The 15,515-nt window shown below is 69.1% G+C and carries 13 protein-coding genes and 1 pseudogene; 9 read left to right on the forward strand and 5 right to left on the reverse strand.

The window, feature by feature from the left end:
• Nucleotides 1-11 precede the first annotated feature (11 nt).
• Nucleotides 12-839: a tRNA (adenine-N1)-methyltransferase gene (locus ACIRG5_RS09310; RefSeq protein WP_402902478.1), complete on the forward strand. Its 828-nt coding sequence runs from the start codon at nt 12-14 to the stop codon at nt 837-839.
• 59 nt (nt 840-898) lie between these two features.
• On the opposite strand, the gene ACIRG5_RS09315 is transcribed toward ACIRG5_RS09310, so the two are convergent.
• Together ACIRG5_RS09315 and ACIRG5_RS09320 are read right to left on the reverse strand one after the other, a co-directional pair.
• The gene (locus ACIRG5_RS09315; protein WP_402902481.1) at nt 899-1,726 is read right to left on the reverse strand and encodes a hypothetical protein; all 828 of its coding nucleotides are present in this window, start codon (nt 1,724-1,726) and stop codon (nt 899-901) included.
• A 40-nt stretch (nt 1,727-1,766) separates the two neighbouring features.
• The gene (locus tag ACIRG5_RS09320; RefSeq protein ID WP_402902484.1) at nt 1,767-2,630 is read right to left on the reverse strand and encodes a hypothetical protein; all 864 of its coding nucleotides are present in this window, start codon (nt 2,628-2,630) and stop codon (nt 1,767-1,769) included.
• Nucleotides 2,631-3,344: 714 nt separating this feature from the next.
• Between ACIRG5_RS09320 and arc the strand changes: the two genes are divergently transcribed.
• Entirely contained in the window at nt 3,345-5,144 is a 1,800-nt protein-coding gene (gene arc / locus ACIRG5_RS09325) for a proteasome ATPase (RefSeq protein ID WP_090070210.1), read from the forward strand.
• Between the two features lie 55 nt (nt 5,145-5,199).
• On the opposite strand, the gene ACIRG5_RS09330 is transcribed toward arc, so the two are convergent.
• Both ACIRG5_RS09330 and ACIRG5_RS09335 read right to left on the reverse strand, forming a co-directional pair.
• The gene (locus ACIRG5_RS09330; protein ID WP_402902490.1) at nt 5,200-5,826 is read right to left on the reverse strand and encodes a response regulator; all 627 of its coding nucleotides are present in this window, start codon (nt 5,824-5,826) and stop codon (nt 5,200-5,202) included.
• A complete protein-coding gene (locus tag ACIRG5_RS09335; RefSeq protein WP_402902494.1) occupies nt 5,823-6,890 on the reverse strand; it encodes a sensor histidine kinase in 1,068 nt (355 codons plus the stop codon). Before ACIRG5_RS09335 ends, ACIRG5_RS09330 begins: the two co-directional genes overlap by 4 nt.
• Before the next feature lie 111 nt (nt 6,891-7,001).
• On the opposite strand from ACIRG5_RS09335, the pseudogene ACIRG5_RS09340 reads away from it, so the two are divergent.
• The 5 genes and pseudogenes from ACIRG5_RS09340 to ACIRG5_RS09360 all read left to right on the forward strand — a co-directional run.
• Nucleotides 7,002-7,643 (forward strand): annotated as a pseudogene (locus ACIRG5_RS09340) (ABC transporter ATP-binding protein); the annotation flags it as partial.
• A 56-nt stretch (nt 7,644-7,699) separates the two neighbouring features.
• Complete coding sequence (locus ACIRG5_RS09345; protein WP_402902496.1) at nt 7,700-8,455, forward strand: ABC transporter permease; 756 nt, start codon at nt 7,700-7,702, stop codon at nt 8,453-8,455.
• Between the two features lie 96 nt (nt 8,456-8,551).
• On the forward strand, nt 8,552-9,607 hold the full coding sequence (locus ACIRG5_RS09350; protein WP_402902499.1) for a glycoside hydrolase family 5 protein: 1,056 nt from the start codon (nt 8,552-8,554) through the stop codon (nt 9,605-9,607).
• A 74-nt stretch (nt 9,608-9,681) separates the two neighbouring features.
• Entirely contained in the window at nt 9,682-10,560 is an 879-nt protein-coding gene (locus ACIRG5_RS09355; RefSeq protein WP_402902502.1) for an aldo/keto reductase, read from the forward strand.
• 13 nt (nt 10,561-10,573) lie between these two features.
• On the forward strand, nt 10,574-10,909 hold the full coding sequence (locus tag ACIRG5_RS09360; protein WP_402902504.1) for an antibiotic biosynthesis monooxygenase family protein: 336 nt from the start codon (nt 10,574-10,576) through the stop codon (nt 10,907-10,909).
• Here ACIRG5_RS09360 and ACIRG5_RS09365 read toward each other — a convergent pair.
• On the reverse strand, nt 10,906-11,391 hold the full coding sequence (locus ACIRG5_RS09365; protein ID WP_402902507.1) for an NUDIX hydrolase: 486 nt from the start codon (nt 11,389-11,391) through the stop codon (nt 10,906-10,908). The two genes, ACIRG5_RS09360 and ACIRG5_RS09365, sit on opposite strands and share 4 nt — an antisense overlap.
• 107 nt (nt 11,392-11,498) lie before the next feature.
• Between ACIRG5_RS09365 and ACIRG5_RS09370 the strand changes: the two genes are divergently transcribed.
• Together ACIRG5_RS09370 and dop are read left to right on the forward strand one after the other, a co-directional pair.
• Nucleotides 11,499-13,904, forward strand: coding sequence for an FtsX-like permease family protein (locus ACIRG5_RS09370; RefSeq protein ID WP_402902509.1), 2,406 nt, complete (start codon nt 11,499-11,501; stop codon nt 13,902-13,904).
• Nucleotides 13,905-13,977: 73 nt separating this feature from the next.
• Entirely contained in the window at nt 13,978-15,471 is a 1,494-nt protein-coding gene (gene dop, locus ACIRG5_RS09375) for a depupylase/deamidase Dop (protein WP_319973120.1), read from the forward strand.
• Nucleotides 15,472-15,515 lie beyond the last annotated feature (44 nt).

Here is a 15,515-nt window from a genome sequence, read left to right on the forward strand (position 1 = left end):
ACCATTGCGCGGTGATTAGCGCAAGTGGACCGTTCCAGCCGGGTGACCGGGTACAGCTGACCGACCCCAAGGGCCGGCACTACACGGTCGTTCTCGAACCCGGCAAGGAGTACCACACCCACCGCGGCGCCATCCCGCACGACAAGCTGATCGGCCAGCCAGAAGGCTCGGTCGTCGCGTCGGTCGGCGGCACGAACTTCCTGGCGTTGCGCCCGCTGCTGCCCGACTACGTGCTGTCGATGCCGCGCGGCGCGCAGGTCATCTACCCGAAGGACGCCGCGCAGATCTGCATGTACGGCGACATCTTCCCGGGCGCGCGCGTCCTGGAGGCGGGCGCGGGCTCTGGCGCGTTGTCGTGCTCGCTGCTGCGCGCGGTGGGGGAGAAGGGCAGCGTCCAGTCCTACGAGGTGCGCGAGGACCACGCGGTGCACGCCATCCGCAACGTGGAGACGTTCTTCGGCGAGCGCCCCGGCAACTGGTCGATCACCGTCGACGACGTGAAGAACCACGAGGGCGAGGTCGACCGCGTCATCCTCGACATGCTCTCGCCGTGGGAGGTGCTGCCCACGATCGCGAAGAACCTCATCCCCGGCGGCGTCCTGGTCGTCTACGTCGCCACCACCACGCAGCTCTCCGTCGTCACCGAGGCGCTGCGCGAGATGACGTGCTTCACCGAGCCCCACGCGTGGGAGACGCTCGTCCGCCCGTGGCACGTCGTCGGCCTGGCCGTGCGGCCGGAGCACCGGATGATCGGGCACACCGCGTTCCTGCTGACCACCCGCAAGCTCGCGGACGGCGTGACGGCACCGCGGCCGCAGCGTCGCCCCAGCAAGGGCTGATCCGATGCGAAAAGGGCCCCGCACCTCACCGAGGTGCGGGGCCCTTTTCGCGCGTCAGATCAGTTGCCTTCGAGCTTGTCGATGCCGCACACCGTCCACTTGCCGCCCTCCTTGGACAGCTTGTAGATGATGGCGCCCGACGTGGTCTTGCCCGGATTGGCCGGATCGGCGAGCCCGGTGAGGCTCTGCCGGAACGTGCCCGTGCTGCCCGACGTCCTGACCTCCGACACGGTGGCCTTCACGCTCGGGTTCGCCTTGGCGTTCTGGGCCTTCAGCTTGGGGAACTCCGCCGCGCACACCAGGTCCTTGACGTCGTCCGGGGTGCTGGTGCCCGCGTGAACGCCCTTCAGGATCTTGTCGGTGAACTCGTTCGCCACGTCCTCGGCGTCGCTGTCCCCGCCGCTCGACGAGCTCTTCGACGACGGCGCGGTCGGCTTCGTGCTGCCGTCCGCCGGGTCTGAGTTCGTGTTGGACGACGCGGTGTCCGTGCTGCTCGGAGAGTCGTCACCGGAGAGCAGGACCGCGGCCGTGACACCGCCGCCGACCAGGACGAGCACGCCGATGACGACGCCGATGATCAGGCCGGTGCTGCTCTTCTTGGGCGGAGGACCACCGAACCCGCCGTAGCCGGGCTGCTGGCCGTACGGGGGCTGTCCGGGCGGCTGCTGGCCGTACTGGCCCTGCTGCTGGAATCCGCCGCTGGGCGGTCCCTGCTGACCGAACGGGTCCTGCTGCGGCTGCCCGTACTGGCCGGGCTGCCCGTAGCCCGGCTGCTGGCCGTACTGACCGGGCTGCTGCCCGTGTCCCGGCTGCGGCTGTCCGCCGTAACCGGGTTGCTGCGGCGGCTGCTGCCCGTAGGGCCCTGGCTGCTGCGGCGGATAGGTCATGACGAGTTCCCCCGAAGTGGATGTACCGACGGCTTCCCGGTCAGCGGGTCGGCGTCGGGACCTTGATGTCCTTGGCCAGGATGCAGACCTTCCACTTGCCCGACACCTTCTTGAACTTCGTGTCGGAGTCGATGGTCTGGGTCTGGCCGCCGTAGTCCGCGGTGATGGTGATCTTGACGGTCGCCTCGTTGCCGGAGACGGTCGCGCTCTTGTAGACCATCTTGGGCACCGGGAGCTTCTTCATCTCCTCGGCGAGCTTCTTCTGCTCGGGGGTGGCCTTCTTCTCGGCCTCCGCGGCCTCGTCGAGCATCTCCTGGCAGGCCATCGACTTGGCCTTGCTCTCATTCCTGGAGGTCGCCGCGGCGATGTACTCCTCGGCGGCCTTCTTGACGTCGGCCTCGTCGTCGGAGCTGCCGCTGTTGCCGTTGTCGCTCGAACCGGAGTCCGTCGACGAACTGCTGGAGTTGCTCGAGCTGTTGCTCGTGAGCATGACGGCGGCGGTGATGCCGCCGCCGACGAGCACCAGCACGCCGATGACGACGCCGATGATCAGGCCGGTGTTGCTCTTCTTGGGAGGCGGAGGGCCGCCGAACCCGCCGGGCTGGCCGTACGGCTGCTGACCGTAGGGCTGCTGGCCGTACTGGCCGGGCTGTCCGTACTGGCCCTGTTGCTGGAATCCGCCGCTGGGCGGTCCCTGCTGGCCGAACGGGTCCTGCTGCGGCTGGCCGTACTGACCCGGCTGCTGGCCGGGCTGCTGCCCGTATCCGGGTGGCGGCTGCTGGCCGTAGCCGGGCGGGGGCTGCTGGCCGTACCCCGGCTGCTGCGGCGGCTGCTGCCCGTACGGACCTCCGGGCGGCGGCTGCTGCTGCCCGTACGGGCCGGGCTGCTGCGGCGGGTAGGTCATGAAACTTCCCCCGATGCGGATGAGGTGATCTTTCGCTGGACATTGTCGTACTTCGCCGGACGACTCGCGGGCGAATGGGGTCTATCGACACGCACGAGTGGTTATGCATACGCCCTGTACCCGCGATCTGGCCGCGCAAAGGTCGTGTCTGATAACGATTGTGGCAACTCCACCGAGAATCGAGCGCGATGCTCTGCGCTGTCGGGGTGGTGCGCCGGTCGCGTCGGCGAAACCACCCGGTTGGCCGCACGCCCTCCGGAGGCATCGGAGCCTCGCTCGCGCGGGTCCTCCGACGGGCACGAACGGGGTGGGTTGCGGTGCGTGACCGCCGATCGGACCAACGGCTGGTCCACCTGGTGGGACGGTGGCGGATTGCCGCCCGTCGACGGGTCGTGGCCCATACCAGGTGTGCTCGTGATCGTCCGAGGGTGGTCGCAGACCGTAGGGGCCGGGTGCCCGCACAGGTGCTCCCATGACCCTCTCCTCGGACTTCTCGCAGGTCGTCTGGCGTGTCGCGGCGCGAAACGCCGGTAGTGGTTTCTGAGACGCACCGTAGCGGTTGGACGGTCGGACCGGACACCGAGATGGAGCAGTTGACCTCACTTGGAGGGTTCACCGTTGCACCACACGAGCGAAGATGATGTTGTGAGTACCCCATTTTGTCGGTGATCGCCGGTACCGTAATCGGTACGAACACGGGAGGAGGGTGCCGACATGCAGCACGGTCATCCCGGCAGCCAACCCGATGAGGGTGGCGAGCTGAACCAGGGCAACATTTCTGCTGAGCTGACTGCGCAGATCAGGTTCCTCGAGGACGAGATCGCGTCGTTGCGTCGCAAGCTGACCGAGTCGCCGCGGCACACGCGGTTGCTCGAGCAGCGCTTGGCTGAGGCGACAGAGCGCGTCAGCCAGCTGACCGAGCGAAACACGAAGCTCATAGACACCCTCCGCGAAGCACGAAGCCAGCTGCTCGCGCTGCGTGAGGAAGTCGACCGGCTGGCGCAACCGCCCAGCGGGTACGGCGTCTTCATGGCACGTTTCGACGACGGGACCGTGGACGTCTTCACGTCCGGCCGCAGGATGCGCGTAGCCGTGTCCCCCGCGGTCGAGCCGGAGAAGATCGCCTACGGCCAGTCCGTGCGTCTCAACGAGGCGCTGACGGTCGTCGAGGCCGGCGGGTTCGAGCGTTCCGGCGAGGTCTGCTCTCTGCGGGAGGTGCTGACCGACGACGACGGTCTGGACACCATTTCCCGCGCGCTGGTCGTCGGCCACGCGGACGAGGAGAGGGTGGTCTGGCTCGCCCAGCCGCTGCTCGACTCGCCGCTGAAGCCCGGCGACTCGCTGCTGGTCGACTCGAAGGCGGGTTTCGCCTACGAACGGGTCCCCAAGGCCGAGGTCGAGGACCTCGTGCTCGAGGAGGTCCCGGACATCGACTACAGCGACATCGGTGGCCTCTCCCGGCAGATCGAGCAGATCCGCGACGCCGTGGAGCTGCCGTTCCTGCACGCCGACCTGTTCCGCGAGTACGAGCTGCGCCCGCCCAAGGGCGTGCTGCTCTACGGCCCTCCCGGTTGCGGCAAGACGCTCATCGCCAAGGCGGTGGCGAACTCCCTGGCCAAGAAGGTGCGGGAGATCCGCGGCGAGACCGACAAGCAGGCCAAGTCCTACTTCCTCAACATCAAGGGCCCCGAGCTCCTCAACAAGTTCGTCGGTGAGACCGAGCGGCACATCCGCCTGATCTTCCAGCGGGCTCGTGAGAAGGCGTCCGACGGCACCCCGGTGATCGTGTTCTTCGACGAGATGGACTCGATCTTCCGCACCCGTGGTTCGGGTGTGTCGTCCGACGTCGAGACGACGATCGTGCCCCAGCTCCTCGCCGAGATCGACGGCGTCGAGGGCCTGGAGAACGTCATCGTCATCGGCGCCTCCAACCGCGAGGACATGATCGACCCGGCGATCCTCCGCCCCGGCCGACTCGACGTGAAGATCAAGATCGAGCGACCGGACGCCGAGGGCGCGAAGGACATCTTCAACAAGTACCTGACGCCCAACCTCCCGCTGCACGCCGACGACCTCGCCGAGTTCGGCGGGGACCCGAAGGCCTGCATCGAGGGCATGGTGCAGCACACCGTGGAGCGCATGTACGAGGAGTCCGAGGACAACCGGTTCCTGGAGGTCACCTACGCCAACGGTGACAAGGAGGTCCTGTACTTCCGGGACTTCAACTCCGGCGCCATGATCCAGAACATCGTCGACAGGGCGAAGAAGGCGGCGATCAAGTCGTTGCTGGACACCAAGCAGCCCGGACTCTCCGTCCGGCACCTGCAGGCCGCCATCCTCGACGAGTTCGCCGAGAACGAGGACCTGCCGAACACGACGAACCCGGACGACTGGGCTCGCATCTCGGGCAAGAAGGGCGAGCGGATCGTCTACATCCGCACGCTCGTCACCGGGAAGAACCAGGACGCCGGCCGCGCGATCGACACGGCCACGAACACCGGCACGTACCTGTAGCACCGCTTCACCGAACCGCCCCGGTCGCTGCACACGGCCGGGGCGGTTCTCCGTCTCAGACCAGACCCGACTCGTAGGCCGCGATCACCAGCTGGGCGCGGTCGCGGGCGTGCAGCTTCGCCAGCAGGTTCCCGATGTGCGTCTTCACCGTGCCGGGGCTGACGTGCAGCTCGGCCATGATCTCCGCGTTGGACCGCCCGCGGGCGATCAGCAGCAGGACCTCCTTCTCCCGTTCGGTCACGCGGTCCAGCCCGCGCACCACGGGCGAGGCGGGCTGCCGGACGAACTCGGAGATCAGCCGGCGCGTGACCGTCGGCGACAGCAGCGACTCGCCGGACGCCACGACCCTGACGGCGGCCAGCAGTTCGGCGGGTGGCGTGTCCTTGAGCAAAAATCCCGAGGCACCGGCCCGCAACGCGCCGAAGACGTACTCGTCCAGGTCGAACGTGGTCAGCACCAGCACGCGCGGGCCGGCCAGCAGCCGCGTGGCCTCGATGCCGTCCATCTCGGGCATGCGGATGTCCATCAGCACGACGTCCGGCCTCACCTCGGAAGCCAGCGCGACGGCCTCGGCGCCGGTGCCGGCCTCGCCGACCACGGTCAGGTCCGGTTCGTTGTCGACGAGCAGGCGGAAGCTGGCGCGCAGCAACGCCTGGTCGTCGGCGATCAGCACGCGGATCATCGGTGCGGCAGTTCCGCGACGACCCGGAAACCGCCGGACTCACCGGGGCCCGCGCTGAACGTGCCGCCGTACACGGCCACGCGTTCGCGCATGCCGATCAACCCGTGTCCCACTCCGAGCTCCCTCACCCCAGGCCCGTCGTCCGCCACGTCGACGCGGACGGCCTCCGGTGTCACCTCTACCAGCACCGTGCACGACGCCGGCGCCGCGTGCTTCACGACGTTCGTCAGCGCCTCCTGCACGATCCGGTACACCGACAGCCCGACCCCTTCCGGCACGACGGCATCGCCTGGCACGTCCAGCGTGACGCGCACACCCGCCAGCGACGCGCGGTCGGCCAGTTCGGCCAGTCCGCCGAGACCGGGGGAGGGCGCGAGGTCGGCGTCGGCGCGCAACACGCCCAGCAGCCCGCGCATCTCGGTCAGGGCCGCCCGGCTCGTCTCCGAGATCACCCGCAACGCCTCGTAGGCGTGCTCGGGTGAGCGCACGTGTGCGGCGTTGCCGGCCTGCACCGCGATCAGGGACAGGTTGTGCGCCACCACGTCGTGCAGTTCGCGGGCGATGCGCAGTCGTTCGTCGGCGAGTGCCTGCTCGGCCTGCTGCGTCGTCTCCCGCTCGATCATCGAACGCCGCAACCGCGTCGTGTAGCCGATCACCCACACCGCGCCGAGCACGGCGAGGCCGACCAGCAAGGTCTCCGGTTCACCTCCGGAAACGCCGGAGGTGGCGATGACGGTGACCACGAGCCCTGCCAACGACCACGCGCGGGTGCGCTCGACCGCCACGGTGTAGAGCGCGAAGCAGATCGCGCCGACCGGAGCCCCGAGCGCCTGGACCGGGAGCACCTGGCCGATCACCACGGCCACCGTCGCCAGCGTGGTGATCGCCAGAGTGGTCACGGGCCACAGGCGTCGCACCGCCACGGGCAGCGCGACGAGAGCGGCCCCTGGCAGGACGAGCCACCACGGCTTGTCCTGGTTCTCCACCATGGCGTAGGCGACGAGCACGCCGATCACCACGGCGGCGGTCACGTCGACCAGGTAGAGGTGCAGTTTGGCGATCACGGCGTCGACGGTAACGAGCCGGCGGGCGCCGTGCCTCGGACCACGGTCCGATTCCCGGGATCGGAGCACGGGCCGATCCGCGGAAGGTCTCCGCGAGACAGCCTCTTCCGCATGATCGAGGTGCGGAACCTGACGAAGAGATACGGCGACACCACGGCGGTCGAGGACCTGTCGTTCACCGTCCACCCCGGACTGGTGACCGGCTTCCTCGGCCCGAACGGCGCCGGCAAGTCCACGACGATGCGGATGATCCTCGGCCTGGACCGGCCCACGGGCGGCCAGGCCCTGATCGCCGGCAGGCGCTACCAGGACCTGGACCAGCCGCTGCGGCACGTGGGCGCGTTGCTCGATCCCGCCGCCGTGCACCACGGCCGCAGGGCGCTCGACCACCTGCGCTGGATCGCCGCCAGCAACGGCATCAGCCAGAAGCGCGCGGTCGAACTGCTGGAGCAGGTCGGCCTGGGAGGTGTGCGGCACAAGCGGATCAGGGCGCTGTCGCTCGGCATGAAGCAACGGCTCGGCGTCGCGGCGGCGTTGCTGGCCGACCCCGGGGTGCTGATGTTCGACGAACCGGTCAACGGCCTCGACCCCGAGGGCGTGCGGTGGATCCGCGACCTGATGCGCGGGCTCGCGAAGGAGGGCCGCACGGTCTTCGTCTCCAGCCACCTGATGAGCGAGATGGCGCTGACCGCCGACCACGTCGTGATCGTCGCAAGAGGACAGCTGGTCAAGGAGACGCCGATGGAGGCGTTGACCCGCAACGGTTCGCTGGAGGACGCCTACCTCGAACTCACCTCCGGGAGGGGACTGTGAAGAACGCGCTCGCCGCGGAGTGGCTCAAGCTCCGCACCGTCCGCTCGTCGTACGGGCTGATCATCACCATCGGGCTGATGGTGGTCGCGGGCGCGCTGCTGTCGTGGCTGATCGTCCAGGACTACGACACGTCGCCGGCCGCGGAACAGGCGAGGTTCGCCTCCGCCGACAGCAGCGTGGTGATCACCCCGGTCGTCCAGTTCCTCGTCGCCGCGCTCGGCGCCCTGGTCGCGACCTCCGACCCGAGGCTGACCGCGCTGACGGCCGTGCCGGGCCGGAAACGCTTGCTGGCGGCCAAAAGCGTGCTCGTCGCCACCACGGCCGTGGTGGTCGGTGCCGCCGCCCTCGTGCTGAGCGTCGGGACGAGCTGGCTGATCATGGGGGACCGGCCGCCACCGATCGCGCCGTGGGACGGCATCGGCGACGTGCTGCCGTGGGCGGGCGCGGCCGTGCTGTCGATCCTGGTGACAGGACTGACCGGCCTCGGGATCGGGCTCGCGGTGAGGTCGACGGCCGTCACGATCGTGGTGGTGGGCGTGCTGCTGTGGGGTCTGCCCGCCATCACGCCGATGCTGCCGGAGCCCTGGAACGTGGACGCGTCCGCGGTGATGGTGCCGTACCTGGTGTGGGAGGTCGCCGGGGTCGTCGACGACGCGCCCCTGGGTCCGTTGGCGGCCGCCGCGGTTCTGGTCGTTTACGTACTGGTGACGCTGGGTGCCGGAACGGTGACTCTTCTGCGACGAGACGCTTGACTCGCTCTTGGGGTGCCTTTAAGGTCATCTATACCTTTAATAGGTAAGGAAACTTACCTAACTAAGCCGCCGCCGACATCCGAGAGGAGACCCCGTATGTCCTGGCAGAAGTCTGTGGTGGCGTTCGCCGCGGCAGTCGTGCTCCCGCTGACCGGTGCGATGGCGGGAAGTTCCGTCGCCGCCGCTCCCGAGGGCACCTTCGCCGCTGCCGCGCTGCCGCCGGGTTCGCCCGCGGCGGTCAACGGTCAGCTCAAGGTGTGCGGCGTGAAGCTGTGCAACAAGAACGGCAAGCAGATCCAGTTGCGCGGCATGAGCACGCACGGCATCCAGTGGTACTCCCAGTGCGTCAAGACCGCGTCCCTGGACGCGCTCGCCAACGACTGGAAGGCGGACGTCCTCCGCATCTCGATGTACATCCAGGAAGGTGGCTACGAGACCAACCCTCGCAAGTTCACCGACCTGGTGCACGGCTACATCGAGGAGGCCACCAAGCGCGGCCTGTACGCGCTGGTCGACTGGCACCAGCTCTCGCCGGGCGACCCGAACGCCAACACGTCGCGCGCCAAGACCTTCTTCAAGGAGATCGCGCAGCGGCACAAGGACAAGACGAACATCATCTACGACATCGCCAACGAGCCGAACGGCGTGACGTGGGCGAAGGTCAAGTCCTACGCGGAGGCCGTCATCCCGACGATCCGCGCGGAGGACCCGGACAGCCTCGTGCTCGTCGGCACGCACGGCTGGTCGACGTTCGGCCTGTCCGACGGCAAGAACATCAACGAGGTCAGCCAGAACAAGGTCAACGCCTCGAACCTGATGTACACGTTCCACTTCTACGCGAAGGACCACCGCGACTCGTACCTCAACGCGTTGAAGACGGTCTCGAGCCAGGTACCGGTCTTCGTCACCGAGTTCGGTTCGCAGGAGGCCTCCGGTGACGGTCCCAACGACTTCACCATGGCGAACAAGTTCATCACGTTCATGAAGGACGCGAAGATCTCCTGGACCAACTGGAACTTCTCCGACGACAACCGGACCGGCGCGGTGTTCAAGAGCGGCACGTGCTCCGGCAGCGGCTTCTCGGGTGAAGGTCCGCTGAAGGACGCCGGCAAGTGGGTGCGCAACCACATCCGCACCGCCGACGACTTCTGATCTTCTCTGCATGACCGACCCCGGCGGGTCACGTGAGCGGCGGTCCCTCGGGACCGCCGTTTACCGTTGTCGGCATGGCTCACCTCGCGCTCGGTCTCGCCTCCCTCGGTCGTCCCGCCTACATCAACCTCGGCCGTGAGGACGCGCTGCCCGCCGTGCGCGACGTCGAGTCCATGCGCGCGCAGTGCCATCTCGTGCTCGACACGGCCTACGAACTGGGCATCCGGTGGGTCGACGCGGCCCGCTCGTACGGGCTGTCCGAGGACTTCCTGTCGTCGTGGCTGCCCGGCCATGACGACGTGACGGTCTCCAGCAAGTGGGGCTACGCCTACACCGCGGACTGGCGGCCCGACGCCGAGGTGCACGAGGTCAAGGAGCACTCGCTCGCCCGTTTCACCCGCCAGTGGCAGGAAACCTCGGCCCTGCTGCCCCGAGTCGATCTCTACCAGGTGCACTCGCTGACGGCCGACAGCCCGTTGTTCGGCGATCGCGCGTTGCAGGACGCGATGGCCGGGATCGGGGTGCCGCTGGGCTTCTCGACGTCCGGGCCGCGGCAGGCCGACGCCATCCGCAAGGCACTGGAGCTCGGCATCTTCCGGTCCGTCCAGTCCACCTGGAACGTGCTGGAGACCTCGGCGGGCCAGGCCCTGCGGGAGGCGCACGACGCCGGGTTGCGCGTGATCGTCAAGGAGGGCGTGGCCAACGGACGGCTCGTCGTGGAGCCTCCGCAAGCGGTTGCGGCCCAGGCGAAAGAGCTCGGCGTCGGCCCGGACGCGGTCGCGCTGGCGGCGATCGCGCGGCAGCCGTGGGTGGACGTCGTGCTGTCCGGTGCGGCGAGCCCGGGCCAGCTGCGGTCCAATGTGGACGTGCTGAGGATCGAGGCAGACCTGCCGGACCTGGCCGAGCCCGCGGAGCAGTACTGGAAAACCCGTTCTCAGCTCACCTGGAACTAGTTACGGTGGCGCGGTGAGCGATGCGCCCGTCGAGGCTTTCGAACCCCCGTACTACTCGGTCGTCTTCACCACCGTGCGGACGCAGGACCAGAGCGGCTACCGCGACACCAACGCGCGCATGGAAGAACTGGTGAAGGACATCCCCGGATATCTCGGGATGGACCACGCGCAGAATCCCGGCGGGCTCGGCATCACCGTCGCGTACTTCAGCGATGCCGAAGCCCTCACGCAGTGGCGCACCAACGCCGAGCATCAGGCGGCGCAGCGGCGCGGTCGCGCCGAGTGGTACGACAGCTACACGATCCACATCGCGAAGGTGGAGCGCAGCCACACCTTCAAGCGCGCCTAGAGCCTCAGCCACTCCCGGCCGATCGCGCGGCCGTCCGGCACTAGCGGCCAGCCGGGGTCCTCGATCTTGCCGCGCAGCTCGCCGGCGTTCATCCACCCGCCCCAGGCGACCTCCTCGGGCTGGTGGACGAACGGGCCGTCGCTGTGCGTCTCGTAGACCCACGCGTGATAGCGCGTCAGCTCGTCGACGTAGGTGGTCCGGAAGAGCGGCGTGAGCGGAGCCTCGACGCCGAGCTCCTCGCGCAGCTCGCGGACCGCCGCCTCGTCCGGCGTCTCGCCCGCGTCGATCACGCCGCCCGCCGAGAAGTCGTACAGGCCGGGATAGATGTCCTTGGTGTCCGTGCGGCGGTGCACGTAGATCCGTTCGCCGTCGAGCGAGAACACCACCGTCAGGACGCAACCGTGCCAGAGGTTCTCGGCGCGCATGCGGGCGCGGGTCACCTCGCCGACCACGTTCGCGTCCTCGTCGTAGAGGTTGATCATCCCCGTGTCCTCCTGTGGTCGTACGCGAGCTTGCTACCCCAGTCCGACGCCCGCTGATCGCCTTCCTTCCTACCTTCGTGAACGTCAGACGTCACCGAGGAGGATTCGTGTCCACTTCCCTGCGGCTCGGCGTCGCCGAGTTCCGCGCCCGGCCGGGCCGCGCACTGCTGCCCGGCGTCGCGCTCGTCGTCGGCGTCGCCTGCCTGCTGGCCGCCCTCGTGCTGAGCGACGCGCTCACCAGGTCGGTCGACGAGGGCGCGCCCCTCACACCGTCGTCGGTGAGCCACGTGGTGGACACCAAACCCGTCGAGTACGACGCGGGCGCCACCGAGGCGAACCGCCCGAAGCTCGACGACGCGTTGCTCGCGAAGCTCTCCTCCGTCGGCAGGGCCGTGCCGGTGCAGATCGCCCAGGCCGACCTCCTCGACGGCAACGGCCGGGCGGGGGAGCACCGCGCCGAGGTGCACGTCCAGCAGCCCGACCTGGTGCGCTGGCCGCTGGCCGAGGGGAAGGCCCCGGCGGCGGACGGTGAGGTCGCCGTCGACAAGATCACCGCGTACGAGCGCGGTCTCAAGCCCGGCGACCGGATCAAGCTCGCCGCGGCGGACGGCAAACCGGTCGAGGTGACCGTCAGCGGGGTCATGAAGAAGGGCGGGATGGACTCGCGGCCGATCCTGGTCGCGGGACCGGATCTCGCGAAGAAGCTCGACCCGCGGCCGTTCACCAAGGAGATCTGGGTGATCGGCGGGGCCAGGGACGCCGTCGCGAGCGCGGCGGGTGCGGCCTACGTCGTGTGGGATCCGGCGCCGGACGCGGACAGCATCGGCAACGAACTGACGTTCCTCCTGCTGCCGTTCAGCGTGCTCGCGCTGGCCACGGCGGTGTTCGTCGCGGCGGCCACGTTCCGGGCGGTCTACGCGCAGCGCCAGCGGCAGACGGCGTTGCTGCGGTGCATCGGCGCCCAGCGCGGGCCGTTGGTGCGCAGGAGCCTGTTCGAGGCGTTCGTGACGGGTGCGCTGGCGGGTGTCGCGGGCGCGTTGCTGGGCGGGCCGATGGCGTGGCTGCTGGCCAGGACGTTCGACGTCACCGGCATCTCCGTGCTGTTCGGCGCGGTGCAGCTCAGCCCGGAACTGCTGCCGTCGCTCGGATACGTGATCCTCGGAGTCGTCGTCGCCGCGCTGTTGAGCGTGATGGCGGCTGTTCGTCCCGCGATCAATGCCGCGCGCGTCTCGCCGTTGGCTGCTCTGCGTGACGCGGAGAACGAGGTGCCGCCTCGCGCCGTGCGTCGCCTTCGGTGGGTGTTCGGCGTGCTGTTCACCGGTGGTGCCGCGCTGCTCGCGATGGCGGCGATCGCAGCCAAGGGAACGTCCGCCGCTCCGCTGGCCGTCACGTTCTCCGCGATCGCCGCGGTGACCGGCCTGTTCTGGATCCTCGGCCCGGTCACGGTCCCGCTCATCGCGCGACTGTTCGGCAGGATCGGTGGTGCGGGTTGGACGCAGTGGAAGCTCGCCGGCGCCGAGGTGCGCAGGATGCCGCAGCGGTCGGCCTCGGTGGCGCTGCCGTTGCTCCTGGCGAGCTCGATGGTGACCTTCTTCCTGGTCGTGCTGGGCGGCGCGGAGGAGCTGACGTTCCAGTACGCCAACGAGGAACGTCCGGACGCGACCGTGGTGGACGCGGGCGACCGGCCGCTGCCGGAGATCCCCGCGCAGCCGGACGTGGCCGCGAGCGTCGTGCTGCACAAGACGTCGGACAGCGCCGCGAGCGTCGACCCCGAGCAGTTCAAGGCCTGGCTCAAGGCCCAGAACGTGTCCGGCGCCGAGCAGCTCACGGCCGGGACCGCGATCGTGCCCCCGCACTGGGAGGGCCGGCCGTTCGTCGAGGCGGACGGCACGCAGTACAAGGTGGTCGGCACGATCCCCGGCAGCATCACCGGCTACACGCCGATCATCGCCGGTCCCACGTCGGGACCCGCGGACAAGGTGCTGGTCGCGTTGAAGCCCGACGTCGACCCGGCCCAGTTCCGGGCGGGACTGCAGGCGGCGCTGCCGAACAACCCGACCGTCATCGTGCGGACGGACGCGGACGACCGGGCCGAGGCGGCCCGGTACATGCACCTCGGCACCGTGCTGATGATGGTGCTGCTCGGACTGTCCGTGGCGGTCGCCGTGACCGGCATCGGCACCGCGCTGACCATCTCCGTCCAGGAACGCCGCAAGGAGCTCGCACTCAGGCGCGCCTTGGGCGTCACTCAGGGCGGACTGCAGGGCGGAGTCATCGCTGAAGCGATCATGCTGGCCCTGGTCGGGGTGATCGGTGGAGGCGTGCTCGGGTTCGTCTACGCGGAGGTCGCGTTCCTCTCGATCGGCGTCCCGCTGACGCTGCCCGCCCTCAAGGTGGTGTTGCCGCTGGTCACAGGCGCGGTGATCGTCGTTCTGCTCGCCGTGGCCGCCGCTTTCGGGCCTTCTCGCGGCGCGTCCCGCATTCGTCCTGCCGCCGGACTGGCATCCGGGTGAATAGGCTGAGGGGAGCTTCAACGCGAAGCTCCCCTCACGCTTGGTGTCGGGGTGAGGTCATAAGGTGTGAGCTATGCGGCGGATCATGGGAACCGAGGTCGAGTACGGCATCGCGGTGCCGGGCGACGCGACCGCGAACCCGGTGCTCACTTCGACACAGGTGGTGCTCGCGTACGCGGCGGCGGCGGACATACCGCGCGCCAGGCGGGCGCGCTGGGACTACGAGGTGGAGTCGCCGTTGCGCGACGCGCGCGGGTTCGACCTGGGCAGCCCCGGTGGCCACCCCGCCGACTCCGACGTCGAGGACCTGGGCGCGGCGAACGTCATCCTGACCAACGGCGCGCGGCTCTACGTCGACCACGCGCACCCCGAGTACTCGGCTCCCGAGGTCACCAACGCGCGTGACGCGGTGATCTGGGACAAGGCGGGGGAGAGGGTGATGGAGGAGGCCGCGATCAAGGCCGCCTCCGTGCCCGGCCAGCCCCGCCTGCAGCTCTACAAGAACAACGTCGACGGCAAGGGCGCGTCGTACGGCACGCACGAGAACTACCTGATGCAGCGCTCGACGCCGTTCACGGCCGTCATCGCGGGCCTCACGCCGTTCTTCGCGTCGCGGCAGGTCATCACGGGCTCCGGCCGCGTGGGCATCGGGCAGTCCGGCGAGGAGGCCGGCTACCAGCTCTCGCAGCGCTCCGACTACATCGAGGTCGAGGTCGGCCTGGAGACGACGCTCAAGCGCGGCATCATCAACACGCGCGACGAGCCGCACGCGGACGCGGACAAGTACCGCCGCCTGCACGTCATCATCGGCGACGCGAACCTGGCCGAGTACTCCACGTTCCTCAAGGTCGGCACCACGTCCCTGGTGCTCGACATGATCGAGGCCGGGCAGCGGTTCGACGACCTGCGCATGGTCGACCCGGTGCGCGCGGTGCACCAGATCAGCCACGACCCGACCCTGAAGTTCAAGGTCGAGATGACCGGTGGCCGCAAGTTCACCGGTCTCGACGTGCAGTTCGCCTACCACGAGCGCGCGATGGCGTTCGTCGAGAAGGAGGGCGTCGGCGACCGCGACGTCCTGCGGATCTGGGGCGAGGTGCTCGACGCGCTGGCCCGTGACCCGTCCGAGTGCGCCGACCGGCTCGACTGGGTCGCCAAGCTGCGGCTGCTGGAGGGCTACCGCCAGCGCGACGGCCTGGAGTGGGGCGCGGCCCGGCTGAACCTGGTCGACCTGCAGTACTCCGACGTCCGCCTGGACAAGGGCCTCTACAACCGCCTCGTCGCGCGCGGCTCGATGAAGCGCCTGGTGAGCGAGGAGGAGGTCCGCGCGGCCATCACCTCGCCGCCCGAGGACACGCGTGCGTACTTCCGCGGCCGGTGCCTGGAGCGCTACCCGACCTCGGTCGCGGCCGCCTCGTGGGACTCGGTGATCTTTGATCTCGGTCGAGAATCCCTGGTGCGAATTCCGACCCTGGAGCCGCTTCGCGGGACGAAAGCGCACGTCGGAGCCCTTCTGGAGGCCTCGGACACCGCCGAGCAACTGGTGGACGCACTGACTCGCGGGTGATCGTCTACCCGAGTGGCTCAGGGTTTTTGTCGGTGCCGCTGGGT

This window comes from Lentzea sp. NPDC102401 (genome assembly GCF_044765805.1).
GTDB classification, from domain to species: Bacteria; Actinomycetota; Actinomycetes; order Mycobacteriales; family Pseudonocardiaceae; genus Lentzea; species Lentzea sokolovensis.

Excerpts from the sequence above, each read along its gene's own strand:
- ACIRG5_RS09315 (WP_402902481.1), bottom strand. The coding sequence starts at position 1,726 with ATGACCTATCCGCCGCAGCAGCCAGGGCCCTACGGGCAGCAGCCGCCG.
- ACIRG5_RS09320 (WP_402902484.1), bottom strand. The coding sequence starts at position 2,630 with ATGACCTACCCGCCGCAGCAGCCCGGCCCGTACGGGCAGCAGCAGCCG.
- arc (WP_090070210.1), top strand. The coding sequence starts at position 3,345 with ATGCAGCACGGTCATCCCGGCAGCCAACCCGATGAGGGTGGCGAGCTG.
- ACIRG5_RS09330 (WP_402902490.1), bottom strand. The coding sequence starts at position 5,826 with ATGATCCGCGTGCTGATCGCCGACGACCAGGCGTTGCTGCGCGCCAGC.
- ACIRG5_RS09350 (WP_402902499.1), top strand. The coding sequence starts at position 8,552 with ATGTCCTGGCAGAAGTCTGTGGTGGCGTTCGCCGCGGCAGTCGTGCTC.
- ACIRG5_RS09355 (WP_402902502.1), top strand. The coding sequence starts at position 9,682 with ATGGCTCACCTCGCGCTCGGTCTCGCCTCCCTCGGTCGTCCCGCCTAC.
- ACIRG5_RS09365 (WP_402902507.1), bottom strand. The coding sequence starts at position 11,391 with ATGATCAACCTCTACGACGAGGACGCGAACGTGGTCGGCGAGGTGACC.
- dop (WP_319973120.1), top strand. The coding sequence starts at position 13,978 with ATGCGGCGGATCATGGGAACCGAGGTCGAGTACGGCATCGCGGTGCCG.